Genomic DNA, 24,277 nt, shown 5'->3' on the forward strand with positions numbered 1-24,277 from the left:
CGGGTGCGGCCGCTACATATCTGGGATCGTGCGGGCGCCCTCCGCCGCGGGCATCCGACAACGGCGCGGCTCATTCGTCGGCGCGGGCGTCGGGACAGTGCAGCGGGCGGTGGGTTCCGCGGCATTGTGCCGCTGCAGCAACAGTGTTCGCGCGCCCGCACGTTGCACCGTGGCCGCGGCCGTCAGCCCGGCGTTGCCCGCGCCGACGACGATGACGACGGCGTCGTCATCGTTCACGCTTCGGCTGTCTCACGCTGGAGCTGCGCGGTAGCCTCGGCCGTGATCCGCTCGAACTGTTCGCCCATCCGCGCGGCTAATGCCTGTGCGGCCGACAGCGGACGCACCATCACCATGAAGTCGTCGATCTTGCCGTCCGCATCGAAATGCAGGAAATCGCAGCCGGTGAGCTGCTTGCCGTCGACGGTGGCTTCGAAGACGAAGGCGTGGTCGCGGCCGTTGGCATCGGCGATCTCGCGCACGTAGCGGAAGTCCTCGAATACCCGGATCACCGCGCGCAGGATGGCCGCGGTGATCGCCTTGCCCGGATAGGGCTTGAACGCGACGGGGCTGGTGAACACCACGTCGTCGGCCAGCAGCGCCTCGATAGCGACCTCGTCGCGGGCCTCCACGGCTGCACGGAAGGGATGCATCACGCCACCTTTCATAGTCAATTAGTTGTCTATCTATTTTGAACACTATCGGGGTATCGGTGCGTGCGTCTACAGTTGATTAGACAATAATTTGAATATTCATCGAAGGTGTTAGCCTGACCCGATGGCGCTACGTGACGCGGTGCTGGCCGCTCTGCTGGAAGGGGAGGCGTCCGGCTATGACCTGGCCAAAGGCTTCAACGCCTCGGTGGCCAACTTCTGGATGGCCACGCCCCAGCAGTTGTACAGGGAACTCGAGCGGATGGCCGCCGACGGCCTGATCGAAACCCGGGTCGTGCAGCAGGAGCGTCGCCCGAACAAGCGACTGCACGCCATCACTGCGGCCGGCCGGGCCGCGCTGCGTGCGTTCATCGCCGAGCCCGCCAAACCGACCGCGGTCCGCGACGAATTGATGGTCAAGGTGCAGGGCATGGATACCGACGATGCGCCGACCGTGCGCGCCGCGGTGGCCGAGAAGCTGGACTGGTCCAGGGCGAAACTGGCCCGCTACGAACGCCTACGCGCCCGCCTGCTCGACGGGCGCAGCGAGCAGGGGTACCTGGCCGAGGCCGAGCGCATCGGGCCCTACCTGACCTTGCTGCGGGGAATCTCCTTCGAGGAGGAGAACATTCGCTGGGGCGAGTTCGCCCTTGCCGTCATCGACCGGCGCACCGCCGCTGGCTCCGCGACCCCAGCCGATCTGGACTCGATCACCCCGCGCTGAGGTGCCATGTGGTGCCGCGATGTGCCAGAATCCGCGGGTGCGCAGTCCCGTGATCGATGTTGCGGTGGGCAGCGATGTCGGCAGCCGCTACTCGGCGAATTTCGATGTCACCTATCTGCGTGCGCGGCCGTTGCTCGCCGTGCTGGCCGATGGCATGGGAGATGGACCGGGTAGCGCGGCGGCGGGGCGAACCGCGGTCGATATCTTCGTCGACCACATCGCGAATGCGGTGGAAGTCGGGCCTGATGCGCTGCGTGCCGCAGTGGCGGCCGCGGATGCTCGGGTGAGTCGGATCGGTCGGGAGTTGCGGACCTTGGCCGGATGCACACTGACCGCTATGGTCTTCGCTCCGGATCGCTGCTGGCTCGTGCAGATCGGTGATTCCAGGGTGTACCGACTGCGTGCCGGGCTACTGGAGTTGCTGACAACCGACCATACGATGGCGTGGCTCGGCGCTGTGCACGGTTGGTATCCGTTCGACTCGCCGCGGGCCGCGGCGGCGCGGTATCAGCTCACCCGCTACATCGGGCACGGGAGCGCGGTGGAACCGGACGTGCTGAGCGTGACGACGCGCCCCGGCGACCGATACCTGCTGTGCACCGATGGCATATCCGACCAGGTCGGCTACGACGATCTGCAAATTCTGCTGAGCAGCGAGGCCGATCCGCGGTCCGTTGTCGCGGGGCTGCTGGCTGCCGCCGATTCGGCGGGTGGAAACGATAACGCCACGGCTATCGTCGTCTATGTCGATTGAATTGCTTTGCAGTACATCAGATTTAGTGCGCAAAACTATTGGTGCGGTGTGTGAACGCGGCGGTGTGCACAGTGTCGGCGTGCTTGAAATCCGGGAAGAGGCGGTAGGTTCCGGGCCCAGGAACCGGGTCACGTGAGTGCCGAACGTGAGTGCCATTGATGGAGGGGTGCATCGATTTCGCCGGCCGCTGGCTGGAGCGGCGGGTCAACCTGAGGCGCTAGGTCATTCGACAAGCCATCGCCTCAGAAGGACGGTTCGGCCGATGATCAAGCAGACAGGCTCAAAGCAGCGCTGAGCGCGGTGTCGTAACGGTCCCAAACGATTTCGGTCAACGCCGTATCCGGCCCGATTGTGGGCGCGTGCACCACATCGGGCGCGGCGGCTGCCAGACGATCGGTGAGCAGCCCGGGCGCGAGGAACCATGGTGCGACGAGCACGCGCTCGGCACCACTGACGCGCAGACGCGAAATTGCTCGGGTGACAGAAGGTTCGGTGGTCGCGAAGCAGATTTCGGTATGCCAGCCGGTCAGCGCCGCGAGCTGTCCGGCAACCTCGCCGGTTCGCGCATTCGCCGCCGCCGATGCCGTCCCAACGGCCGCCACGGCGACCCCCACGTTCGTGAGTGGTGCAGACGGTGCACCGCTCGCCGGTCCCAGCGCCGCCAGGGTGCGGTCGCGGAGAGTAGCGATGAGTCGTTGGTCCGGCCCGAGAACGTCGGCTTGGGTCAGCAGGAGCTGCGGGTGTGCGGTGGCGAGCAGTCCGGGTAGATCGACTCGTGCGTGATAAGCGCTGCCAAGCAGCAGCGGTGCCACGACGGCCTGCGTGTGTCCTTGTGCGGCAACGGCATGGACGACTTGCTCGACCGATGGCGCATTCAGATCGAGAAATGCGAGTCGCACATCGATATCCGGCCGGGCGGCGGCGATATCGGCGACGACCGCCGACATCGTCGCCGCCGAGCGCGGATCTCGACTGCCATGTGCCACTGCGATGAGCGCAGGTCTCGGCTCCGCATATCCGCCGATCGGTGTGGCCGCCGTGACCCGGATCGGCCCGAACATCGGTCTATTCGGTCCGCGTCCGTGTTCGGATATGCGCTCCAGTTCCGCCCACATGGATCCGCCCGGCAGCCGCGCCACCGAGCCGATACCGCCGAGCGAATTCACCTCAGACTCCGACCTCGACCGCGGTCAGCACGTCACCGACCAGACCGGCGGCGAGGGTGTTGCCGCCCGCCGGATCGATGAGCAGGAAGCTGCCGGTGTGCCGGTTGACCCGGTAGTCGTCGGCCGCGATCGGCTCGGCGACACGCACCGAGATGCGGCCGATATCGTTGAGCGTCAACGACTCCGGGCTCGCGTGCGCGGTCAGGTTCTGCTCGTCGAACCGCTCGACGAGCGCGCCGACGATCGCCTGCGTGGTGCGGGTGCCGTGTTTGAGCAGCAGTCGCGCGCCGGGACGCAGCGGCTTATCACCGAGCCAGCAGACGGTCGCGTCGAACGAGTCGATCGGTTCCGGCGCATCGGCGGGGGAGGCGATGATGTCACCGCGCGAAATATCCACATCGTCGGCCAGGATCAGCGTGACACTGCGGCCGGCCTGTGCGACGGCGAGCTCACCATCGGGCGTATCGACCCGCTCGACGGTGGAGCGAATTCCGCAGGGCAGCACCACGATTTCGTCGCCGGGTGAAACCGAGCCCGCCGCGATCTGGCCCGCGTACCCGCGGTAGTCCGGGTATTCGGCGGTGCGCGGGCGGATCACGTACTGCACCGGGAAGCGCAGTCCGAGCGCGTGCGCGCCGGAGCTGTCGGCGTCCACCGGTACCGACTCGAGGTGCTCGATCAGCGAGGGTCCGTCGTAGTACGGGGTGTTCACCGAGCGCGAGGCGATATTGTCGCCGTGCAGTGCCGAGACCGGAATCTCCAGCACATCCTCGGCGGCCCAGCCGAGGGTGCTGGTGAGGGTGTTGAATTCGGCGGAGATCGCGGCGAATACGGTCGCTGGGTCATCGACCAGGTCGATCTTGTTCACCGCGAGCACCAGCTTCGGCACGCCGAGCAGCGCGAGTACCGCTGCATGCCGACGGGTCTGCTCGATGACACCCTTGCGCGCGTCGACGAGCAGGATCACCAGCTGCGCGGTGGACGCGCCGGAGACCGTATTGCGGGTGTACTGCACATGCCCGGGGGTATCCGCGAGCACGAAAGACCGCTTGGGCGTTGCGAAGTAGCGGTAGGCGACATCGATGGTGATGCCCTGCTCGCGTTCCGCGCGCAGCCCGTCCACGAGCAGCGAAAGATCCGGCGTGGCAAGACCCTTATCCACCGACGCGCGGGTGACGGCGTCGATCTGGTCGGCCAGCACGGATTTCGTATCGTAGAGCAGCCGTCCGACCAGGGTGGACTTACCGTCGTCGACAGAACCGGCGGTGGCCAGCCTCAATAGGTCGGACATATCAGAAATATCCTTCTCGTTTACGGTCTTCCATCGCGGCCTCCGACACTCGGTCGTCACCGCGGGTAGCGCCGCGCTCGGTCAAACGGGACGCGGCCACTTCGGCGAGAATCGCCTCGTTATCGGCCGCGGCGGAAAGAATTGCGCCGGTGGAGGATCCGTCGCCGACGGTGCGGTAGCGCACTGAACGGGTCTCCAACACCTCGCCCTCGCGCGGGCCGCCCCAGACGCCGGGCGTCATCCACATGCCGTCGCGCAGGTAGACCGGACGTTCATGCGAGTAGTAGATGCTCGCCAGATCGATATCCTTGCGGGCGATGTAGCGCCAGATATCGAGTTCGGTCCAGTTGCTCAAAGGGAAGACCCGGACGTGCTCGCCGGGAGCATGCTTGCCGTTGTACAGATTCCACAGCTCGGGCCGCTGCCGCTTCGGATCCCATTGCCCGAAGGCATTGCGCAGCGAGAAGATTCGCTCCTTCGCGCGCGAGCGCTCTTCATCGCGACGGCCGCCGCCGAAGACCGCATCGAAGCGGTGCTCGACGATGGCGTCCAGCAGCGGAACGGTCTGCAACGGATTGCGGATACCGTCCGGGCGCTCGGTGAGCCGGCCGTCGGCAAGGTAGTCCTCGACCTTCGCGACATGCAGCCGCAGGCCGTACTTGTCGACCACCTTGTCGCGGAACTCGAGTACCTCGGGCAGGTTGTGTCCGGTATCGACGTGTAGCAGTGCGAAGGGCAGCGGCGCGGGCCAGAACGCCTCGAGAGCCAGGTGCAGCAGCACCGTGGAATCCTTACCGCCGGAGAACAAGATCACCGGCCGCTCGAATTCGCCTGCTACCTCGCGGAAAATGTGGATCGACTCCGACTCCAACGCCGCGAGGGTGTCGAAATCGGTGATGCCGAACGAACGTGCGCTGGTGGTTTCGGTCATGCTGTGTCCTTCTTTGCATGCCCGAGGGGCCCTCCGTGGTTACGCAGGCTGCCTTCTTCGGGCCTTGACTCGGTCATGCTGTGTCCTTTTTTGCATGCCCGAGGGGCCCTCCGTGGTTACGCAGGCTGCCTTCTTCGGGCCCTGACTCGGTCATGCTGTGTGCAACCCGCATTCGGTCTTGGCGAGGCCGGCCCAACGGCCGCTTCGCGGATCGGAACCCGGCTCCGGCTTCTGTGTGCACGGAGCGCAGCCGATGGACGGATAGCCCTCTTCGACAAGGGGATTGACGAGGATGCCGTGCTGTTCGATATAGGTCTGCATCTCGTCGTCGGACCAGGCGGCGATCGGGTTGATCTTCACCAGTCCGAACGCCTCATCGAACGAGATGAGCGGGGCGTTGGCCCGGGTCGGGGCCTCCACGCGGCGGATGCCGGTGACCCAGGCGTTGTAACCGACGAGCGAGCGTTTCAGCGGCACAACCTTGCGCAACCGGCAGCATGCACCGGCATCATGGGCGAACAAATCCTTGCCGAGCAGCTGATCCTGTTCGGCCACAGTATTTTCCGGACGCACATTGATCACGTTCACGCCGTAGACGGCCGCCACCGCATCGCGGGTGCCGATGGTCTCGGCGAAGTGGTAGCCGGTATCCAGGAACAGCACATCCACACCCGAATGCACTTGGGCGGCAAGGTGAACCAGCACGCCGTCCTGCATATTCGAAGCGACGATGTACCCGGTGCCGAAGATGTCCTCGGTCCACTGGAGCAAGTCCAGCGCCGTGGCGTTCGGTCCGAGTTCGGCCGCGCCTTTTTCGGCGAGCGCGCGCAATTCGTCTTCTGGCAGCTTCGCGGGCAGGTCCGTTGTTACTTGATCCGTTGTCACGCTGGTTCTCCCATTCACCGAAGGTCGGCCTCGTCGGCACGAACCGCCCACTGAGCGAACCGTTCGCCGTCCTCGCGGTGCTTGATGAAGTTGCGCACCACCCGTTCGATGTAGTCACCGAGCTCATCGGTGGTCACCTTGTGCTGACGTAATTTCCGCCCGAAGGCGCTGTCGAAGCCGAGGCTGCCACCGAGATGAACCTGGAAACCCTCGACGTGATTCCCGGAGCCGTCATCGATCAGCTGCCCCTTGAAGCCGATATCGGCGATCTGCGCACGCGCGCAGGAGTTCGGGCAGCCGTTGATATTGATGGTCACCGGAACATCCAGCTGCGCATTGAGATCCGCGAGCCGCTCCTCCAACTCCGGCACCAGCGCCTGGGACCGCTTGCGGGTCTCGGCGAAGGAGAGCTTGCAGAATTCGATTCCGGAGCAGGCCATCAGGTTGCGGCGCCACAGCGACGGACGTGCCTGCAGGCCAAGGGGTTCCAGCTCGTCGATCAGCGCGTCGACCTTGTCGTCGGCGATATCGAGCACGATCAGCTTCTGGTATGGGGTGAACCGGATCCGGTCCGAGCCGTATTTCTCCGCCGCCTCGGCGACCTTGGTCAGCACGGTGCCCGAAACCCGGCCCGCGATGGGGGAGAAGCCGACCGCGTTGAGCCCGTTGCGCAGCCGCTGCACGCCGACGTGATCGATCGGCTTCTTCGGCTGCTCCGGCGCGGGACCGTCGATCAGCTTGCGCTTCAGGTACTCGTCCTCTAGCACCTGACGGAACTTCTCGATGCCCCAGTCCTTGATCAGAAACTTCAGCCGGGCCTTGGTGCGCAGGCGGCGGTAGCCGTAATCGCGGAACAGCGAGACGACGGCCTCCCACACATCGGGCACCTCGTCCAGCGGCACCCACGCGCCGACGCGCTGGGCCAGCATCGGATTCGTCGACAGACCGCCGCCGACCCACAGGTCCAGACCAGGGCCGTGCTCTGGGTGATTCACCCCGACGAACGCGACGTCGTTGATCTCGTGCACCACATCCTGCTGGCCCGAGATCGCGGTCTTGAACTTGCGCGGCAGGTTGGAGTACTCCTTCTTGCCGATGTAGCGGCGCACGATCTCCTCGATCGCGGGCGTCGGGTCGATGATCTCGTTCAGCGATTCACCGGCCAGCGGCGAGCCGAGCACCACACGCGGGCAGTCGCCGCACGCCTCGGTGGTCTGGAGGCCGACGCCTTCGATCCGCTTCCAGATCTCGGGGACGTTCTCCACCTCGATCCAGTGGTACTGGACGTTCTCGCGGTCGGACAGGTCGGCGGTGTCGCGGGCGAACTCGGTGGAGATCTGGCCGAGGGTCTTCAGCTGTGCGACATTCAGTGCACCCGCATCGCAGCGGATACGCATCATGAAGTACTTGGCCTCGAGAATGTCGATGTTCTCGTCACCGGTCCAGGTGCCGTCGTAGCCCTGTTCGCGCTGGGTGTAGAGACCCCACCAGCGGAACCGGCCGCGCAGATCGCCCTTGTCGATGCTGTCGAAGCCCTGTTTGGAATAGACGTTCTCGATCCGGGCCCGGACATTGAGCGGGTTGTCGTCCTTCTTGGACTGCTCATTCGGGTTCAGCGGCTCGCGGTAGCCGAGCGCCCACTGACCCTCGGCCTTGCGGCGCACCGGCTTACCGGTACGGACCCGGGGGCCCGTCGGTGCCTCGGTCCGCGGACGGTCCGGACGGACGCGTCGTTCAAAGGCCGGGCGGGCCGGGCGTGCGTGCTGCCCGGGTCCGGATTCCGGCTGGGGCTGATCCGTGGGACCGGAGTCGGTGCTCGACGTCATAGGGTCGCTCCTGCTGAGTGGGTGACATCCGTGTTGCAGACGCGAGGGGCTGACTCACGTCTGTGGTGTCAGCGGGTTGGTGTCCGTCGAATACGAGGGATCACCGGGCGAACCTGGAATGCGCGCCGCTGAGCTACCGAGGGGAACCGGGCCGACAGCAGGCACTGCAGACGCGCTTGTAGTCGACGTGGCGACGCGCCACAAGTCGTACTCCAGATCCGCGCATGTGGCCCATTGTGCCACGTCAGAGTGGCCCTTCCGGCCGCGCGGCGGTATTTCCCGCGAAATTGAGGGAAATCCCCAGGACTATGCGGGCTGATTGTGATGGCTGTCATAGTTGGCGGGCTGAATGCGTCGCATGATTCGTCAAGATCGTCGCCGATGGTCCGGATCGCTCGGTTTGACCTCGAGCTAGGTTGAGGTAGCAAGCTCGGTGGCATGAGTACCGATACCGATCTCGACGCCATCCGTGCGGTCGTCACCACCGTCCAACACTCCCAGCAGCACGAGCTTGTCGACGAATTCGTCGGCCTGTTCCGCGAGGACGCCATCTGGACGAGTGGGGGCGGTAAGCGACTGTTCGGCCGCGCGGCCATCGCCGAGTTCACCGCTCAGGTGCTGCCGGGCGCGATGGGGGACGGCACCGTGACCTACGAGGTCGAGCATGTGCTGTTCATCCGGCCGGATGTGGCCGCGGTCAAGGTGGTCCAGCGCTACTTCGACGGCGACGGTCAGCTGTCCGGTCAGGGCTCACCGATGTACGTCATGTCCAAGGAGGACGGCCGCTGGCTGCTCACCGCGAACCAGAACACCGGCGTCGCCGACTGAACCCGCCCGCAACAGCCGGGGGGAGCAGCGGTCACACTGATGGGGTGAGTTCCGCCGCCGCCCCGATCGCAGCCGAGACGCCTGCCCTGGTGCTGCACGACTTCGGCGGCGGGCCGTTCGGGATCTACATCCACGTGCCGTTCTGTGCGACACGCTGCGGATACTGCGATTTCAACACCTATACCGCGGGCGAACTCGGCACCTCGGCGTCGCCGCAGTCCTGGCTGGATGCGCTGCGCGGTGAACTGGCGACGGCGGCCGACGAGTTCGCCGAGCTGCCGACGGCGACGCCTGAGGTGGCGACGATATTCGTCGGCGGTGGCACACCGTCTCTGCTCGGCGGTGATGGCTTGGCAGATGTGCTGGACGCGGTGCGCGCGAACTTCACCCTCGCCGCCGACGCCGAGGTGACCACCGAATCCAATCCCGAGTCGACCTCGCCGCAGTTCTTCGAACGCATCCGCACGGCCGGATTCACCCGGGTCTCGCTCGGCATGCAATCCGCGGCCCAGCATGTGCTGAAGGTGCTGGACCGCACCCACACGCCGGGCCGGGCCGTTGCCGCCGCGAAAGAGGCACGTGCCGCCGGATTCGACCATGTGAATCTCGACCTGATCTACGGCACGCCGGGGGAGCGCGACAGCGATCTGGACGCGAGCCTGGACGCGGTGCTGAGCGCGGGCGTCGACCACGTCTCGGCCTACTCGCTCATCGTCGAGGACGGCACCGCACTGGCCCGTCGGGTCCGCCGCGGCGAACTCCCCGCCCCCGACGACGATGTGCTCGCCGCCCGCTACGAGCGTATCGACTCCCGCCTGAATGCGGCCGGGCTCACCTGGTACGAGGTATCCAATTGGGCCGCAGGCGATTCCGCCCGTTGCCGACACAACCTCGGCTACTGGGACGGCGGCGACTGGCTCGGCGCGGGACCCGGCGCGCACAGCCATGTCGGCGGCGTGCGCTGGTGGAACATCAAACACCCTGCGCGCTATGCCGATACCGTCGCGCGTGGCGGCTTTCCCGCGGCGGGCTGGGAAGTGCTCACCGCTGACGAGCAGCACACCGAACGCGTCATGCTGACCATCCGCCTGCGCACCGGTCTGCCGCTGAACGAGTTGGCCCCAACCGAATCCGCTGCCGCGACCCGAATCATCGCCGACGGTCTGGCAATTCGCTCGAACGACCGCCTGATCCTCACCGACCGTGGCCGCCTACTCGCCGATGGCGTGGTTCGGGACCTCCTGACCTGAGCCGTATTCGCTACTGCCGGTGCCTTTGCCGTATGTTGCGTCGTGACGCTCACTTGGCTTTGGGGTCTGCCCCGCGTGGTCCGTATCGCCCGCGACCCCCTCAGGGGTCGAGGCGTTGTGGTCTATTTGTCGCCGAGAGCGCTGGCGAAACTTTCGGCTACCCCGCGAACTTTGATCGCATGACGAGGGGACCGGAGTCGATCCGGGGATGGCACTGAGAACAATCTCCAAGACTCCATCGGTCGAGGATATTGCCGCATTGCAGAAATTGGGGAATGCATCATCGGTAAAGACCACAGCTGGACGGCCATCGATGGGATCTGTGCTTATCACGGTGTTGTGACTGGACGTGGCGGCCTCGGCGATGGAAGTGTTCTTCGACCGCACTATGACATCGCCGGTAACTTTCCCGTCAGCATTTTTAGGCCGTTCGAATGAGATCCGCTGCCGACAGTCGAAACCCGTCCGCGTTCTTACGACAACTACACCGTCGGGCCTTCGGACCGGCCTGACGATTTCGACGAATACCCGACGAACAGGTCCTGGTTGGTCTGATGGGGACGTGCGACGTCGTCCTCGTTCTGGTGGGTGGATCCGAGTGTGTGGTACCTGGGCTTGTGAGTTCTCCAGATGTCTACGGGCCGGCTAGCGGAATACTGTCGTTGCACTATCACAGATCGGTAAACGCGCGTAGGCTGCGGATCAACCCAAGGAGTCCTATGCCACCGGCACGACACATCACTGTAATCCCTGAGCAGAGCGAGTTCGCCGAGTCACGGGCCGCGGAGAAGGCCGAAAACGCGCGACAGTGCGCGATAGCCGCCCGCACGGTCGCCAGCCACGCCGAGAACGCGGCTGATTGCGAATCCTTACTCGCCATGCTCGGCCTCGACGCAAAGGCGGGCAAGATGGCGAAACCCAGGTTCAAGCTGTAGCTGCGGGCGTTGCATGTCGTTGTTCGTCGGGTGAGCGTCGGCGGATTGCGAGAGCCGATCGCTGGCTGCTTTCCGGGCGTCGGCGCGCACCCGATGTCGGCGTGCTGAGGTCTGTCGCGAATGTTCGTCGTCGGCATTCGCGCTGAGCGGTGTACCGAGCGGGCGGTCTGTCCGGCTGTGGTGCTGGGCGAAAGGTGACAACATCAGGAGCCGACAGCATCAACGACGACAGGCAGGACTCTGATGAATATCACCCGTAGTCTCCGCGCCTGCATCGCGGCGCTCACCCTGGCTTCCACACCCATCCTCGCGGCCGCCCCCGCGGCCGCCGAACCCCTGCCGACGATCGTGCTCGTGCACGGTGCCTTCGCCGACACCACGAGTTGGAACGGCGTCGCCGCGACGCTGCGCGACCACGGTTATCAAGTCGTTGTTCCCGACAACCCGCTGCGTGGCCCCGCCAACGATGCCGCGGCCATACAGCGAACCCTGGACACCATCTCCGGACCCGTTGTCCTGGTGGGCCATTCGTATGGCGGCTTCGTCATCACCAACGTCCACGACCCGAAAGTCCAAGCGCTGGTCTACATTGCGGCCTTCGCCCCCGTACAAGGCGAATTCGCCCTGCTCGAAATCGATCCGATCCGCTTCCCCGGCACTCGGTTACTCCCCCCGGCACTGCAGCTGTGCGTCGTGGACGATCCACATGGCTTGGCAGGCAAGAATATCGACAGCTATGTCGCCCCCGACTACTTCAACTCCGTCTTCGCCCAGGACGTATCTCCCGAAGTAGCCGCCGACATGGTCGCCCATCAACGTTCCCTCGCAGTCGCCGCCAACGTCGAACCCTCCGGTGCGCCCTCATGGTCTTCGACCCCGAGCTGGTATCTCGTCTCGGCCGACGACCGCGTGATTCCGCCTGCGTCGCAACGCTTCATGGCGAATCGAATGGGTGCGCATACGTCGGAGGTCGGTGCTTCCCATGCGTCGCTGGTGTCGCGCCCGGCGGAGGTCGCGGACGTAGTGGAGGCCGCGGTCCGCTGACCAATCATTTACCCCCTGCGCGTGACGCGGTCTACCTCCATACCGAGCCCCACTGTCGAACTCACCACTGGAGGTGCCGTCCTGGTTCGGCCGGGCCGAAGATGACGCCCCAGCCGATGCGCTGGGGGACATGCTGCCCGTCGAGCTGGACTGGCGCCCATGGTTGCCACGGTGTGCGAACGGCAATTGTCGGGTAGGCAATTAGACTTGATAAACAGACGTACCCAGTAGCCTGCATCGAATTCGGGGCGATGTGGACGGTGCGCACGTGGCCGTTATGACGTACCCGAGGACGAGCAAGGAGGTAGGGCCCATGTCGAGCACCGAGGATCGGCGCTTCGAGGTCCTGCGTGCGATCGTCGCGGACTATGTCGCGACCAAGGAGCCGATCGGGTCGAAGACCCTGGTCGAGCGGCATAACCTCGGGGTATCCAGCGCGACGGTTCGTAACGATATGGCGGTGCTGGAGGCTGAGGGCTACATCACCCAGCCGCACACCAGTTCCGGTCGCATTCCGACCGACAAGGGCTACCGGCAGTTCGTCGACCGCATCTCCGAGGTGAAGCCGCTTTCGCCGGCCGAGCGCCGGGCGATCCTGGAATTCCTGGAATCCGGCGTCGATCTCGACGATGTGCTGCGTCGCGGTGTTCGGCTGCTGGCTCAGCTGACCCGCCAGGTCGCGGTCGTCCAATATCCGACGGTCTCGGCTTCCACGGTCCGCCACATCGAGGTGGTCGCGCTGAATCCGGCTCGGTTGCTGCTGGTCGTGATCACCGATACCGGCCGCGTCGACCAGCGTCTGGTGGAACTCGGTGCGCTCATCGATGACCAGGATCTGGCCGCACTACGCGGCATGCTCGGTGGCGCGATGGACGGTAAGCGCCTGTCCGACGCCTCTGCGGCGGTGGCCGAACTGCCCGAGCGGGCGCCGGTGCGGCTGAAGGATGTGCTGGTGCGGGTCTCGACCGTGCTCGTCGAGACCCTGGTCGAGCATCCTGAGGAGCGGTTGGTCCTCGGCGGCACCGCCAACCTGACTCGCAATGCCGCCGACTTCGTTTTCCCTGGTTCGCTGCGCGATGTACTGGAGGCATTGGAGGAGCAGGTGATCGTGCTCAAGCTGCTCGCCGCCGCCCAGCATCCGGGTACCATCACGGTGCGCATCGGCGAGGAGACCCAGGTCGAGCAGATGCGCGGAACGTCGGTGGTGTCGACCGGCTATGGTGCGGCGGGTGCGGTGCTCGGCGGTATGGGCGTGCTCGGTCCGACCCGGATGGACTATCCGGGGACCATCGCATCGGTCGCGGCCGTTGCCCGTTATATCGGTGAGGTGCTGGCGGAGCGCTGAGGGGTGACGTCGCTGATACGCTCGATCCTTCGGCGGATAAAGTTGAGTGCATCCGACTAATGCTGTTGCAAACCAAGGACTAGAGAACTCAAGTGGCACGGGACTACTACGGACTGCTCGGCGTCGCGAAGAACGCGACCGACCAGGAGATCAAACGCGCCTACCGCAAGCTGGCGCGGGAGCTCCACCCCGACGTCAACCCCGACGAGGCGGCGCAGGCCAAGTTCAAGGAAGTGTCGACCGCCTACGAGGTGTTGTCGGACCCGGAGAAGCGGCGCGTCGTCGATATGGGTGGCGACCCGCTGGAGGCCGGCGGCGGCGCGGGCTTCTCCGGCGCCGGCTTCGGTGGCCTCGGCGATGTCTTCGAGGCCTTCTTCGGCGGTATGAGCGGTAGCCCCGGTGGGACGCGCAAGCCGCGCGGCCGGGTGCAGCCTGGTGCGGATTCGCTGCTGCGGACCCGGCTCAGCCTGGCCGAATGCGCGGTCGGTGTCACCAAGCACCTGACCGTCGATACCGCCATCCTCTGCGATATCTGCCACGGCTCCGGCACCAACGGCAAGTCCAAGGCGGTGCGTTGTGAAACCTGTGGTGGTGCGGGTGAGGTCCAGTCCGTGCAGCGGTCGTTCCTCGGTCAGGTGCTGACCTCGCGTCCGTGTCCGACCTGTCGCGGTGCGGGTGAGACCATTCCCGATCCGTGCCACAAGTGCGGCGGCGACGGACGAGTGCGGGCGCGTCGTGAAATCGCCGCGCCGATTCCGGCCGGTGTCGCCAATGGCATGCGGGTGCGGCTTGCGGCGCAGGGCGAGGTCGGTCCCGGTGGTGGCCATGCGGGCGATTTGTATGTGGAGATCGTCGAGCAGCCGCACGATGTCTTCGTTCGTGACAGCGACGATCTGCACTGCACCATCCGGGTGCCGATGGTCGATGCCGCACTCGGCACCACCGTCGTCGTCGACACCATCCTCGACGGTCCGACCGAGCTGACCATTCCGCCGGGCACCCAGCCGGGTGAGATCTCGGTGCTGCGCGGCCACGGCATGCCGCGCCTGCGCTCGGGTGCGCGCGGTGATCTGCTGGCGCATCTGGAAATCGTGGTGCCGACCAAACTCGACGCCAAGAGCACCGATCTGCTGCGCAAGTACAAGGGCATGCGCACTGGTGAACGCGCCGAGGTGATGTCGGCGCAGTCCGAACACAACAGCGGCCTGTTCGCTCGGCTGCGAGCGTCGTTCAGCGGGCGATAGTCGTTGGCCGCCACGGTCTTCTATCTCGACGACATCCCGGAGCCCGGTGCCATCGCGATCCTCGATGGCCCGGAGGGGCGGCACGCCGCGACGGTGCGCCGCATCCGGGTCGGCGAGGCGATCACGCTGTCCGACGGGAATGGATTGCTGGCCGAATCGGAAGTCGTTGCGGCACAGAAGGACCGGCTGGAGTTGACGGTCCGGAACCGGGTGCTGTCCGACCCGCCGCGGCCGCGGGTGACGGTCGTCCAGGCACTGCCCAAGTCCGACCGTTCCGAGCTGGCGGTCGAGCTGATGACCGAGGCGGGTGCCGACGCCATCGTTCCGTGGCAGGCGCACCGCTGCGTCGCGAACTGGGAAGGTAAGGCGCACAAGGCGGTCGAGAAATGGCGGGCCGCTGCCCGATCGGCCGCTCGGCAATCACGGCGCGCCTACATCCCCGAGGTGGCCGACCTCTGGCACACCCGTGATCTGCTCGACACCATCCGCGGCAGCGTCGCCGCGGGCGGAGTCGTCGTGGCACTGCACGAATCCGGTGCCGCCCGCTTCGTCGAACTTCCCTTCGACAAGTCCACCGAGATCATGCTCATCGTCGGCCCCGAAGGCGGACTGGACGATTCGGAACTGAGCGCCTTCGTCGACGCGGGTGCGGACGTAACCTTGCTCGGCCCAACGGTTTTGCGCACCTCGACTGCGGCCGCCGTCGCCCTCGGCGCCTTGGGGGCGTTGACCTCTCGTTGGTGACGTCAGAGCTGGACGGCACTGACCACCTGGATATAACCTGCGATGCTCTCCGGTCGGCAGCATTGCTTTCCGATCGCTGGGACCTTCGGGTGACTCCACAAGGCGACCGCTCGGCATCACGCCGTCGGCGATGCGCATGGCTGGGACGCGACACCGGCATTGCTGCTCCGGCCGGCGTGAATCGTCAAATACCACACCAGAACTGCGGCGACGGCTACCAGCGCCCCGACACAGGCGGCCAGGCCGTCCCATCCGCCCTTCGCATATGCGATGCCCGCCGCACTGCCGATGATGGCGCTGCCGAGGTAGTAGGTGAACAGGTACAGCGATGATGTGGCGCCGCGGTTTCCGGGAGCCATCGCGCCGACCCAGGTGCTCGCCACCGCGTGGGCACCGAAAAAGCCTGCGGTGCATAGTGATATCCCCAGGATAATCACGATCAACTGGTCCGGAATGGTGACCAGGACACCGACGCCCATCAGTGTGACGGATACCGTGAGCACGCGGTGCTTGCCGAAGCGATCGGCCCAACGCCCGGCGGCGGCCGAGGCGAGCGTGCCCGCAAGATACAACAGGAATACCGAACCCGCAACGGCCGCGGGCAATTCGAACGGCGCTCGGGTCAGCCGATAGCCGAGGAAGTTGTAGATCGATACGAATCCGCCCATCAGTACGAAGGCCAATCCGAACAGGGCCAGCAGCCCGCCGTGGCGCAGCGGCGTGCCGAGATCGCCGAGCACGGTTCGTATTCCGGCGGGTCGAGCGACGAATCCACGCGACGGCGGCAGCCCACGCACGAACCAGACGGTGCAACCGGCCGCCGCGACGGCAATCGTGGCCTCGGCCCAGCGCCACGAGGCCAGATCCAGTGCGAATGCCGGAATCAACCGCCCGGCCAACCCGCCGATCGACGTGCCCGCGACGTAAACACCCATGGCGGCGCCCAAACCATCGGCGCCGATCTCCTCCGCCAGATACGCCATCGCGACCGCGGGCACCCCGGCCAGCGTGATCCCTTGCAGCGCCCGCCCCGTCAGCAGCACCTCGAGCGATGGGCTCAGCGGCAGCAGCAAACCGATGACGGCCGAAACCACCGCCGACCATGTCATCACCTTGGTCCGCCCGATCCGCGAGGACAATGCACTCACCGGCACGATCGCCAACGCGAGAAGCCCGGTGGTCAACGACACAGCCAACGCGGCCTGCGCCGGGTCGACGCCGAAGGCCGCCGACAGACTCGGCAGCAACGCCTGCGCGCTGTACATCGAGGCGAAGGTGGTCAATCCGGCGGCGAACAGCGCCGTGGTGATCCGACGTTCGTGCGATGTGCCGGTCGAGCGGGTGTCCGTGCTGGTCATGGCATCAGAATCGGCACTCGGCGCTAAGAAGGGAAATGAATAATAATCTATTGTGTAATGCAGTGAACGTATAAGGAAAGGTCTGCGCTTGCTGGGTGACGACCTGCTGTGGTTCACGACACTCGCCGAGTTGGAGCGCGTCGGCGCGGCCGCCGAGCGGCTGCACATCGCCCAGCCGACGCTCTCGCGCATGCTGGCCCGCCTCGAGCGTCGCCTGGGTGTCGAACTGTTCGACCGCCACGGAAAACGCATCGTGCTGAACGAGTTCGGCCGGATCTACTACGAGCACGCCCGCCGTGCCCGGTCCGAACTCGATGCCGCTGCCCAGGCTGTCGCCGATCTCGCCGATCCGGCGAAAGGCGTTGTCCGCCTATCATTTCAGCCCTCCTTCGGCAGCTGGCTGATCCCGCAACTGATCGGCGGGTTCCGGCGCGGCTCGCCGCGTATCTCGTTCACGCTCCGGCAGGGCGCGTTCGATGCCGTAGTCGATCAGATCGTCGACGGCACAGCGGATTTGGCGACTGTTTCGCCTCGCCCTTCAGTGCACGTCGGCTGGCGCAAATTGCTCACGCAGCCACTGGCGCTGGCCGCGCCCGCGGAACATCGGCTCGCGTCCCGTCGACAGATCCGTTTCGCCGAACTCGGCGACGCCGAATTCATCACCATGCATGCGGGTTTCGGTATGCGCCGCATTTTCGACGAGCTCTGCGCCGCCGCGCATATCCGCCCCCGCATCGCCTTCGAATCGAGTGATCTGGGCACTGCCGCCGGACTGGTCGCGGCCGGACTCGGTGTCGCGCTGCTGCCGCTGGAAGATCCAACGCCGGCGGCCGGTTCGTTATCGGGCATTGTGACCGTTCCGCTCGCCGACGCTGGAGCCGTCCGCGATGTGGGGCTGATCTGGTCGGCGACCGCTCCGCCATCGGATGCGGTGCGTCGATTTCGTGACTTCACTGAGGATTGGGCACGCCGGCGTGGGGGGATCCAGATGCCGCGCCGGTAAGCGGCGATCAGCAGGCAATCGCCAGGCAGGCTGCCGACCATTTCGAGCGACTCGCAAGCGTTCGCTACGGCCGAGGTGGCCGTTTATTCAATGCCTGTTGTCAGTGGGGCGCGTTAAACTCTCATCAACGAGCAAATCGAGACCGGAAGGCAGGGTATAGCCACTTTTGAGAACACAAGGCGAGATCGGCGACCCGACCAGACCCGCGGCAGGCATGAGCTCACCCACCCAGCCGCCATCGTCAGCTTCCATCCACGGTGGTGCGGACAACGGTTCGGGCCCCGCAGCACGTACCGTGCGTTCCAGTATCGAACTCGCTCCCGAATCCGTGTTCCCGTTCCTCGGTTCGGCCGACCAGAACCTGCGTGAACTCGAGCAGCTGCTGGATGCGGACATCCACGTCCGCGGCAATTCCGTCACCTTGACCGGCAAGGCGGCCGATGTCGCGCTCGCCGAGCGGGTGATCGAGCAGCTCGTCGCGCTGACCGGCCGCAATCGAGTGGTGACCCCGGAGGCGGTGCGCCACACCGTATCCATGCTCACCGAGGGTTCGTCGGAATCCCCGGCAGAGGTGCTGAGCCTCGACATTCTGTCCCGGCGCGGTAAAACCATCCGGCCCAAGACGCTCAACCAGAAGCGCTACGTCGACGCCATCGACGCCAACACGATCGTGTTCGGCATCGGGCCCGCGGGCACCGGCAAGACGTACCTGGCGATGGCCAAGGCCGTGCAGGCATTGCAGACCAAGCAGGTCAACCGGATCATCCTCACCCGACCCGCCGTCGAGGCGGGCGAGCGGCTCGGCTTCCTGCCCGGCACGCTCAACGAGAAGATCGACCCGTATCTGCGCCCGCTCTACGACGCGCTGCACGACATGATGGATCCGGAGGCCATTCCGAAGCTGATGGCGGCCGGTGTCATCGAGGTCGCCCCACTGGCATATATGCGCGGTCGGACCCTGAACGATTCGTTCATCATTCTCGACGAGGCGCAGAACACCACGGCCGAGCAGATGAAGATGTTCCTCACCCGGCTCGGATTCGGTTCGAAGATCGTGGTGACCGGTGACGTCACCCAGGTCGACCTGCCCAATGGCGCGCGCTCCGGGCTGCGTACCGCGAGTGAGATCCTCACCAGCATTGCTGACATCCATTTCGCCACGCTCACCAGCAGCGATGTGGTTCGGCACCGGTTGGTCTCCGATATTGTCGACGCCTACGAGCGGGCCGAGGCCGAGCGGGTCACCCAGGTCGGACCGCACTATCCGGGCAATCGCGCACAGCGTCGCGCCGCGAGCCGGGCAGATCGGCGATAGTGCGACGGACATCTCCAGCCCCGCCGCGCCGAGAGCCGCGCGGCGCGGCCCCCGGCACACCGAATACCCTGTTCAGGTGAGCATCGAGATCGCCAACGAATCGGGTATCGACATACCCGAAGAAGACCTGGTCAGTGTCGCGCGATTCGTGATCGGCCGGATGGATGTGCATCCGGCGGCCGAGCTGTCGATGGTGCTGGTCGATCTCGACACCATGGCAGATCTGCACATGCGCTGGATGGACCTACCCGGCCCGACCGATGTCATGTCCTTCCCCATGGACGAACTGGAGCCCGGTGGTCGCCCCGACAGCGCCGAGCCCGGTCCGTCCATGCTCGGCGATATCGTGCTGTGCCCCGAATTCGCCGCGGGCCAGGCGCGCAAGGCCGGACATTCGCTCGATCACGAACTGGCCCTGCTCACTGTGCACGGCGTGCTCCACCTGCTCGGCTACGACCACGCCGAGCCGGAGGAGGAGAAGGAGATGTTCGCGCTGCAGGCGCGGCTGCTCGAGGAGTGGTACGAGAGTCTGCGCGAGGCACAGCGGCGCGCCGAATTGGCCGAACGCGACGCCCGGCTGCTGGGGAAGGCCGGTTTCACAACCCCCGGTGAGGCGCTAGGCCCCGCGTGAATTCGCTGACCATGATCCTGCTGGCGATTCTGCTCGTCCCAGTCGGCGGAGTGTTTGCCGGAGTCGATGCGGCGCTGAACACCATCTCACCGGCGCGTCTCGACGATATGGTCCGGGCGGAGCGGCCCGGCGCGGCGCGGTTGACCAGGATCGTGGCCGACCGGCCGCGATACGTGAATCTGCTTGTGCTGCTTCGTATTCTGTGCGAGATCTGCGCGACGGTGCTGTTGGCGGCGGCGCTGATCCCGCTGTGGAACGACAAATGGGCGCTGCTGTTCACTGCCGCCGTCATGGTGCTGGTGGACTATGTGGTGATCGGGGTCGGTCCACGCACACTCGGTCGCCAGCACGCTTACTCCATCGCCTTGGCTTCGGCGCTGCCGCTGCAGTTCATCGGCACGGTACTCGGTCCGGTAAGCAGACTGCTGATTCTCATCGGTAATGCGATCACCCCCGGTAAGGGATTTCGCAACGGCCCCTTCGCATCCGAGATCGAGCTGCGCGAAGTGGTCGAAATGGCCAGTGAACGTGGCGTGGTGGCCGACGACGAACGCCGGATGATCCAGTCGGTGTTCGAACTCGGCGACACCCCGGCCCGCGCGGTCATGGTGCCGCGCACCGAAATGGTTTGGATCGAGGCGGACAAGACTGCGGCACAGGCGATGTCGCTCGCGGTCCGCAGTGGGCACTCACGCATTCCGGTGATCGGCGAGAACGTCGACGATATCCTCGGCGTGGTGTACCTGAAAGATCTTGTGCCCTACGCGGATAGAAGCCGCAAGGTGCAGGTACGCGACGCCATGCGTCCAGCCGTGTTCATGCCCGACTCCAAACCACTGGACAGCTTGCTCGACGAAATGCAGCGCCGCAGAAACCATATGGCGCTACTGGTCGACGAATACGGCGGCATTGCCGGCCTGGTGACCATCGAAGATGTGCTCGAGGAGATCGTCGGTGAAATCGCCGACGAATACGACACCGACGAAACCCCACCCGTCGAGGATCTCGGCGAGGGCCGCTACCGAGTTTCGGCGCGACTGTCGGTCGACGATCTGGCCGAGCTGTACGGCCTGGAAATCGAGGAGGAGGACGTCGATACCGTCGGCGGCCTGCTCGCGCACGCACTGGGCCGGGTGCCGCTGCCCGGCTCCAAAGCCGTCGTGCACGGCTTGGTGCTGCGTGGTGAAGGCGGTGCGGACGCGCGGGGACGGGTGCGGGTGCATACCGTCGTGGTGCGTAAGGCGGCGGAGAAATCGCAGGCCGAGAATGCCAACGGCAAGCGCAGGAGTAACGGAGCGGAGCGGGAAGTCCCGCCCGATCGTGATGCGAACGGAGATGGCGAATGACCGAATTGGATGCCGAGGACACCAAACTCGTGGTGCTGGCCAAGGGGGCGCTCGGCCGTACCGGCGGCAGCTCGGGTGCGGCCATCCGCGATACCGACGGCCGCACCTACGCGTCCGGTGATGTCGTCCTGGAGTCCCTGCGCTTGACCGCACTGCAAGCCGCCGTCGCGGCCGCGATCTCCAGTGGCGCAGAGGGATTCGAGGCGGCCGTGGTCGTCGGTGGCAGGCTGTCGGATGCCGGTGTTTTCGCGGTGCGCGAGGTTTCGCCCGAGGCGCGCATCGTCTTCACCGATCGTTCGGGTGCGGTCTTCGAGATCGTCGACGACGCTGTGGGCGCGGAGGTGCAGGGTGGCTGATAAGTCCACCGAATTCCGTTCCGGCTTCGTTTGTTTCGTCGGTCGTCCGAATACCGGCAAATCGACGCTCACCAATGCGCTGGTCGGCCAGAAGATCGCCATCACCTCCTCGCGCCCGCAGACGACCCGCCACACCATCCGCGGGATCGTGCACCGCGATCACGCCCAGCTCATTCTGGTCGATACCCCGGGGCTACACCGGCCACGTACCCTGCTCGGCCAGCGGCTGAACGACCTTGTCCGCGATACGTATTCCGAAGTCGACGTGATCGCGCTGTGCATTCCGGCCGACGAGAAAATCGGACCCGGCGATAAATGGATTCTGCAGCAGATCAAGCAGATGGCGCCGAAGACCACCCTGCTCGGTGTGGTCACCAAGATCGACAAGGTAAGTCGCGACCAGGTCGCCGAACAACTGATGGCGCTGTCGCAACTGCTCGGCCCGGACCACGATGTCGTGCCCGTGTCTGCCGTCAAGGGCGAACAGGTCGAGGTTCTCGTCGACGTGATCGCCTCGAAAATGCCGGAGGGCCCGGCCTTCTACCCCGACGGCGAGCTCACCGACGAGCCCGAGGAAACCCTCATGGCCGAGCTCATCCGCGAGGCCGCCCTGGAAGGCGTCCGCGACGAGCTCCCACATTCGCTCGCCGTGGTCATCGAAGAGGTTCTCCCACGCGAGGAGAACGAAGACATGCTCGACGTGCACGCCCTGCTCTACGTCGAACGTCCCTCGCAGAAGGCCATCATCATCGGCAAGGGCGGCGCCCGCCTCAAAGAGGTCGGCACCAACGCCCGCAAACAGATCGAACACATTCTCGGCGTCCGCATCTACCTGCACCTACACGTCAAGGTTGCCAAGGATTGGCAGCGCGACCCGAAACAGCTCGGCAAGCTCGGATTCTGATGGCGGAAATCATGGGATGTGATATCCCGATGCCGCTGCTGACGCACCGATTCAGATCGATAGTCTCGAACGCTGACCTCACCACCAGGGTTCGGGACGATGGCGCTCCCAGTGGAGTTCCGATTCCAGTTGTGCCGCAACGGAAACCAGGAGCTTCTCGGTGTTCGCGGTACCCATGAGTTGTGCGCCAACCGGCAGGCCGGTGTCAGTGAAACCCGCGGGGACATTCACCGCGGGCCAGCCGAGTACATTCCAGGGCCAGGTATACGGGCAGGCGGCCGTGATGAGGTCGTTGGTCGCATTGACACCGATGCCGTCGATCTCCTCGGCGCGCGGCGGGGGAGTCGCGGTGGTCGGGGCCAGCACCAGATCGTAGTCGCGGAAGAAACCGCCGATTCGCTTGTGCAGCAACGTTTCCGCCTGCCGTGCCGCGAACAGTGCGGGTCCGCTGAGCGCACGCCCGAACCGGACGTTCGCGATCGTGCGTGGATCCACCTGCACGCCAGGCATTCTGTCGTAGACGTGTCGGACCCCTGCCAGTGAGCGCGGCAGGAAGGACGCGCCGATCATGATGCCGTAATGCAGGTCTGACACGGTCACCGTATGACCGAGGCGACGCAGTGTGGTGGCGATGCGCTGCACCGCGACCTCGACCTCCGGATGCAGCGCGGTTCTGGTGGCGGTGAACGGGATTCGCAGCGAGAGGGCGATGCGCAGCCGTCCTGGATCGCGGCCGACGGCATCGGAGACGGTGAGCGGTTCGGGGGTGTGCAGATCGCCGGGATGTGGTCCGGCAGCGATGTCGAGCAGCAGTGCGGCATCGGCGACGGTGCGTGCCAGCGGCCCGTTCACGGTGAGCCCGTGGAATGCCTCGGCCGCCGGCCAGGTGGAGATGCGCCCGCGCTGTGGTTTGATGCCGACCAGATTGGTCCATGCGGTCGGGATGCGGACCGAGCCCGCGCCGTCGGAACCCAGTGCGGCGGGTACCAATCCGGCCGCGACGGCGGCCGCGGAACCGCCGGATGAGCCGCCAGGGGTGTGCTCGGCACCCCACGGGTTGCGAGTGTGGCCGAAGGCGGCACCGCTGGTGAATGGCAGTTGGCCGAGTTCGCAGGTATTGGTCTTGCCGACGATTATCGCACCGGCCGCGCGCAGCCGTCGCACCGATTCCGCGTCTTCGGTTTTCGGCGGGAGATCGCCGCCGCAGCCGAAAGCCGTTGGCTCACCGGCGATGTCGGTATCATCCTTGATCGCGATCGGCACGCCGAGCAGCGGGAGTCGTTCGCCGGCGGCCAAGCGTTCGTCGGCCGAGGTCGCCTCGGCGAGTGCCTTTTCGCGCCGGACGATGCGGAAGGCGTTCAGTGTCGGCTGGCTCGCCTCGATCCGGCCCAGGGCGGCGCCGACCGCCGCCACGGAGCTGATCCTGCTCTGTGCGAGGGCGGCTGCGAAGTCCGCGAGGCCGAGTTCGGCGGTTTCCGATGGGCGCAGGGTGGGGTCCGACACCGTCATGTGAGCTCAGTCTCCTTCGTCGTTCGTTGCACGTTAGCGTGCGATCTGGTCAACCGGCTCCTGCGCCTCCCCGCGCCTCAGGCCGACCGGTGGGAGCCTCGACAGTGCCGTTGCGGGCTGGCGGTTGAGCATCCAGCTGAGTTCTGGGCGCACCTGGTGAGTCGCCCATGTGCTCGCGAGATCAGTCCACCGTAGACATACATACTGTATGTATGTAACGTGGATGGAACCTGCGAAC

The 24,277-nt window shown here is 65.6% G+C and carries 25 protein-coding genes; 15 read left to right on the forward strand and 10 right to left on the reverse strand.

The annotated features are described in order from the left end of the window. Window positions 1-12: 12 nt before the first annotated feature. The gene (locus tag AB0L63_RS17850; protein ID WP_364501560.1) at window positions 13-237 is read right to left on the reverse strand and encodes an FAD-dependent monooxygenase; all 225 of its coding nucleotides are present in this window, start codon (window positions 235-237) and stop codon (window positions 13-15) included. Then, complete coding sequence (locus tag AB0L63_RS17855; RefSeq protein WP_364501563.1) at window positions 234-650, reverse strand: nuclear transport factor 2 family protein; 417 nt, start codon at window positions 648-650, stop codon at window positions 234-236. The genes AB0L63_RS17850 and AB0L63_RS17855 overlap by 4 nt, the downstream gene beginning before the upstream one ends. Window positions 651-774: 124 nt before the next feature. Between AB0L63_RS17855 and AB0L63_RS17860 the strand changes: the two genes are divergently transcribed. Together AB0L63_RS17860 and AB0L63_RS17865 are read left to right on the forward strand one after the other, a co-directional pair. Next, on the forward strand, window positions 775-1,374 hold the full coding sequence (locus AB0L63_RS17860) for a PadR family transcriptional regulator (protein WP_364501566.1): 600 nt from the start codon (window positions 775-777) through the stop codon (window positions 1,372-1,374). A gap of 37 nt (window positions 1,375-1,411) precedes the next feature. Next, window positions 1,412-2,128 carry a protein phosphatase 2C domain-containing protein gene (locus AB0L63_RS17865; protein ID WP_364501568.1) on the forward strand — a complete coding sequence of 239 codons (717 nt, stop codon included), beginning with the start codon at window positions 1,412-1,414 and terminating at the stop codon, window positions 2,126-2,128. 266 nt (window positions 2,129-2,394) lie between these two features. On the opposite strand, the gene AB0L63_RS17870 is transcribed toward AB0L63_RS17865, so the two are convergent. The 6 genes from AB0L63_RS17870 to AB0L63_RS17895 all read right to left on the reverse strand — a co-directional run bounded on the left by AB0L63_RS17870 (window position 2,395) and on the right by AB0L63_RS17895 (window position 8,462). Beyond that, window positions 2,395-3,189 carry a sirohydrochlorin chelatase gene (locus tag AB0L63_RS17870; RefSeq protein WP_364501887.1) on the reverse strand — a complete coding sequence of 265 codons (795 nt, stop codon included), beginning with the start codon at window positions 3,187-3,189 and terminating at the stop codon, window positions 2,395-2,397. A 106-nt stretch (window positions 3,190-3,295) separates the two neighbouring features. After that, on the reverse strand, window positions 3,296-4,585 hold the full coding sequence (locus AB0L63_RS17875) for a GTP-binding protein (protein WP_364501571.1): 1,290 nt from the start codon (window positions 4,583-4,585) through the stop codon (window positions 3,296-3,298). Window position 4,586: 1 nt separating this feature from the next. Further along, entirely contained in the window at window positions 4,587-5,516 is a 930-nt protein-coding gene (gene cysD / locus AB0L63_RS17880) for a sulfate adenylyltransferase subunit CysD (protein ID WP_364501574.1), read from the reverse strand. A 150-nt stretch (window positions 5,517-5,666) separates the two neighbouring features. Next, entirely contained in the window at window positions 5,667-6,401 is a 735-nt protein-coding gene (locus tag AB0L63_RS17885; protein WP_364501577.1) for a phosphoadenylyl-sulfate reductase, read from the reverse strand. 14 nt (window positions 6,402-6,415) lie between these two features. Then, window positions 6,416-8,227: a nitrite/sulfite reductase gene (locus AB0L63_RS17890; protein WP_364501580.1), complete on the reverse strand. Its 1,812-nt coding sequence runs from the start codon at window positions 8,225-8,227 to the stop codon at window positions 6,416-6,418. Window positions 8,228-8,360: 133 nt separating this feature from the next. Continuing rightward, window positions 8,361-8,462: an Ms4527A family Cys-rich leader peptide gene (locus AB0L63_RS17895; protein ID WP_364501583.1), complete on the reverse strand. Its 102-nt coding sequence runs from the start codon at window positions 8,460-8,462 to the stop codon at window positions 8,361-8,363. Between the two features lie 203 nt (window positions 8,463-8,665). Between AB0L63_RS17895 and AB0L63_RS17900 the strand changes: the two genes are divergently transcribed. The 7 genes from AB0L63_RS17900 to AB0L63_RS17930 all read left to right on the forward strand — a co-directional run bounded on the left by AB0L63_RS17900 (window position 8,666) and on the right by AB0L63_RS17930 (window position 15,617). Continuing rightward, entirely contained in the window at window positions 8,666-9,055 is a 390-nt protein-coding gene (locus AB0L63_RS17900) for an SgcJ/EcaC family oxidoreductase (RefSeq protein ID WP_364501586.1), read from the forward strand. A gap of 65 nt (window positions 9,056-9,120) precedes the next feature. Next, on the forward strand, window positions 9,121-10,305 hold the full coding sequence (gene hemW, locus AB0L63_RS17905) for a radical SAM family heme chaperone HemW (RefSeq protein ID WP_364501890.1): 1,185 nt from the start codon (window positions 9,121-9,123) through the stop codon (window positions 10,303-10,305). Window positions 10,306-11,024: 719 nt separating this feature from the next. Beyond that, window positions 11,025-11,240, forward strand: a complete 216-nt coding sequence (locus AB0L63_RS17910; protein ID WP_364501589.1) for a hypothetical protein — start codon at window positions 11,025-11,027, stop codon at window positions 11,238-11,240. Window positions 11,241-11,483: 243 nt separating this feature from the next. Beyond that, the gene (locus AB0L63_RS17915; RefSeq protein WP_364501592.1) at window positions 11,484-12,284 is read left to right on the forward strand and encodes an alpha/beta hydrolase; all 801 of its coding nucleotides are present in this window, start codon (window positions 11,484-11,486) and stop codon (window positions 12,282-12,284) included. Between the two features lie 313 nt (window positions 12,285-12,597). Further along, window positions 12,598-13,629, forward strand: a complete 1,032-nt coding sequence (hrcA, locus tag AB0L63_RS17920) for a heat-inducible transcriptional repressor HrcA (RefSeq protein WP_364501595.1) — start codon at window positions 12,598-12,600, stop codon at window positions 13,627-13,629. A gap of 92 nt (window positions 13,630-13,721) precedes the next feature. Continuing rightward, window positions 13,722-14,873, forward strand: coding sequence for a molecular chaperone DnaJ (dnaJ, locus tag AB0L63_RS17925; protein ID WP_364501598.1), 1,152 nt, complete (start codon window positions 13,722-13,724; stop codon window positions 14,871-14,873). Between the two features lie 3 nt (window positions 14,874-14,876). After that, a complete protein-coding gene (locus AB0L63_RS17930; RefSeq protein ID WP_364501601.1) occupies window positions 14,877-15,617 on the forward strand; it encodes a 16S rRNA (uracil(1498)-N(3))-methyltransferase in 741 nt (246 codons plus the stop codon). A gap of 116 nt (window positions 15,618-15,733) precedes the next feature. Here the strand turns inward: AB0L63_RS17930 and AB0L63_RS17935 are convergent, their stop codons facing one another. Next, window positions 15,734-16,975, reverse strand: a complete 1,242-nt coding sequence (locus AB0L63_RS17935) for an MFS transporter (RefSeq protein ID WP_364501604.1) — start codon at window positions 16,973-16,975, stop codon at window positions 15,734-15,736. An 88-nt stretch (window positions 16,976-17,063) separates the two neighbouring features. On the opposite strand from AB0L63_RS17935, the gene AB0L63_RS17940 reads away from it, so the two are divergent. The 6 genes from AB0L63_RS17940 (at window position 17,064) to era (ending at window position 22,530) form a co-directional block, all read left to right on the forward strand. Beyond that, complete coding sequence (locus AB0L63_RS17940) at window positions 17,064-17,978, forward strand: LysR family transcriptional regulator (RefSeq protein WP_364501607.1); 915 nt, start codon at window positions 17,064-17,066, stop codon at window positions 17,976-17,978. 214 nt (window positions 17,979-18,192) lie between these two features. Further along, entirely contained in the window at window positions 18,193-19,293 is a 1,101-nt protein-coding gene (locus AB0L63_RS17945) for a PhoH family protein (protein WP_364501610.1), read from the forward strand. A 76-nt stretch (window positions 19,294-19,369) separates the two neighbouring features. Then, window positions 19,370-19,924, forward strand: coding sequence for an rRNA maturation RNase YbeY (ybeY, locus tag AB0L63_RS17950; protein ID WP_364501613.1), 555 nt, complete (start codon window positions 19,370-19,372; stop codon window positions 19,922-19,924). An 11-nt stretch (window positions 19,925-19,935) separates the two neighbouring features. After that, window positions 19,936-21,270 (forward strand): hemolysin family protein, encoded by a 1,335-nt coding sequence (locus tag AB0L63_RS17955; RefSeq protein WP_364501892.1) that lies wholly within the window; start codon window positions 19,936-19,938, stop codon window positions 21,268-21,270. Then, on the forward strand, window positions 21,267-21,626 hold the full coding sequence (locus tag AB0L63_RS17960; protein ID WP_364501617.1) for a cytidine deaminase: 360 nt from the start codon (window positions 21,267-21,269) through the stop codon (window positions 21,624-21,626). Before AB0L63_RS17955 ends, AB0L63_RS17960 begins: the two co-directional genes overlap by 4 nt. Next, the gene (gene era, locus AB0L63_RS17965; protein ID WP_364501619.1) at window positions 21,619-22,530 is read left to right on the forward strand and encodes a GTPase Era; all 912 of its coding nucleotides are present in this window, start codon (window positions 21,619-21,621) and stop codon (window positions 22,528-22,530) included. The genes AB0L63_RS17960 and era overlap by 8 nt, the downstream gene beginning before the upstream one ends. Before the next feature lie 78 nt (window positions 22,531-22,608). On the opposite strand, the gene AB0L63_RS17970 is transcribed toward era, so the two are convergent. Next, entirely contained in the window at window positions 22,609-24,039 is a 1,431-nt protein-coding gene (locus tag AB0L63_RS17970; RefSeq protein ID WP_364501622.1) for an amidase, read from the reverse strand. Window positions 24,040-24,277 lie beyond the last annotated feature (238 nt).

Origin of the sequence: Nocardia sp. NPDC051990, assembly GCF_040680755.1 — a bacterium.
In the GTDB taxonomy this organism is placed as follows: Bacteria; Actinomycetota; Actinomycetes; order Mycobacteriales; family Mycobacteriaceae; genus Nocardia.

Coding starts and splice junctions, on each gene's coding strand:
- AB0L63_RS17855 (WP_364501563.1), bottom strand. CDS start 650: ATGCATCCCTTCCGTGCAGCCGTGGAGGCCCGCGACGAGGTCGCTATC.
- AB0L63_RS17860 (WP_364501566.1), top strand. CDS start 775: ATGGCGCTACGTGACGCGGTGCTGGCCGCTCTGCTGGAAGGGGAGGCG.
- AB0L63_RS17870 (WP_364501887.1), bottom strand. CDS start 3,189: ATGTTCGGGCCGATCCGGGTCACGGCGGCCACACCGATCGGCGGATAT.
- AB0L63_RS17875 (WP_364501571.1), bottom strand. CDS start 4,585: ATGTCCGACCTATTGAGGCTGGCCACCGCCGGTTCTGTCGACGACGGT.
- cysD (WP_364501574.1), bottom strand. CDS start 5,516: ATGACCGAAACCACCAGCGCACGTTCGTTCGGCATCACCGATTTCGAC.
- AB0L63_RS17890 (WP_364501580.1), bottom strand. CDS start 8,227: ATGACGTCGAGCACCGACTCCGGTCCCACGGATCAGCCCCAGCCGGAA.
- AB0L63_RS17895 (WP_364501583.1), bottom strand. CDS start 8,462: ATGGGCCACATGCGCGGATCTGGAGTACGACTTGTGGCGCGTCGCCAC.
- AB0L63_RS17900 (WP_364501586.1), top strand. CDS start 8,666: ATGAGTACCGATACCGATCTCGACGCCATCCGTGCGGTCGTCACCACC.
- AB0L63_RS17910 (WP_364501589.1), top strand. CDS start 11,025: ATGCCACCGGCACGACACATCACTGTAATCCCTGAGCAGAGCGAGTTC.
- AB0L63_RS17915 (WP_364501592.1), top strand. CDS start 11,484: ATGAATATCACCCGTAGTCTCCGCGCCTGCATCGCGGCGCTCACCCTG.
- hrcA (WP_364501595.1), top strand. CDS start 12,598: ATGTCGAGCACCGAGGATCGGCGCTTCGAGGTCCTGCGTGCGATCGTC.
- AB0L63_RS17935 (WP_364501604.1), bottom strand. CDS start 16,975: ATGACCAGCACGGACACCCGCTCGACCGGCACATCGCACGAACGTCGG.
- AB0L63_RS17945 (WP_364501610.1), top strand. CDS start 18,193: ATGAGCTCACCCACCCAGCCGCCATCGTCAGCTTCCATCCACGGTGGT.
- AB0L63_RS17955 (WP_364501892.1), top strand. CDS start 19,936: ATGATCCTGCTGGCGATTCTGCTCGTCCCAGTCGGCGGAGTGTTTGCC.
- AB0L63_RS17960 (WP_364501617.1), top strand. CDS start 21,267: ATGACCGAATTGGATGCCGAGGACACCAAACTCGTGGTGCTGGCCAAG.
- AB0L63_RS17970 (WP_364501622.1), bottom strand. CDS start 24,039: ATGACGGTGTCGGACCCCACCCTGCGCCCATCGGAAACCGCCGAACTC.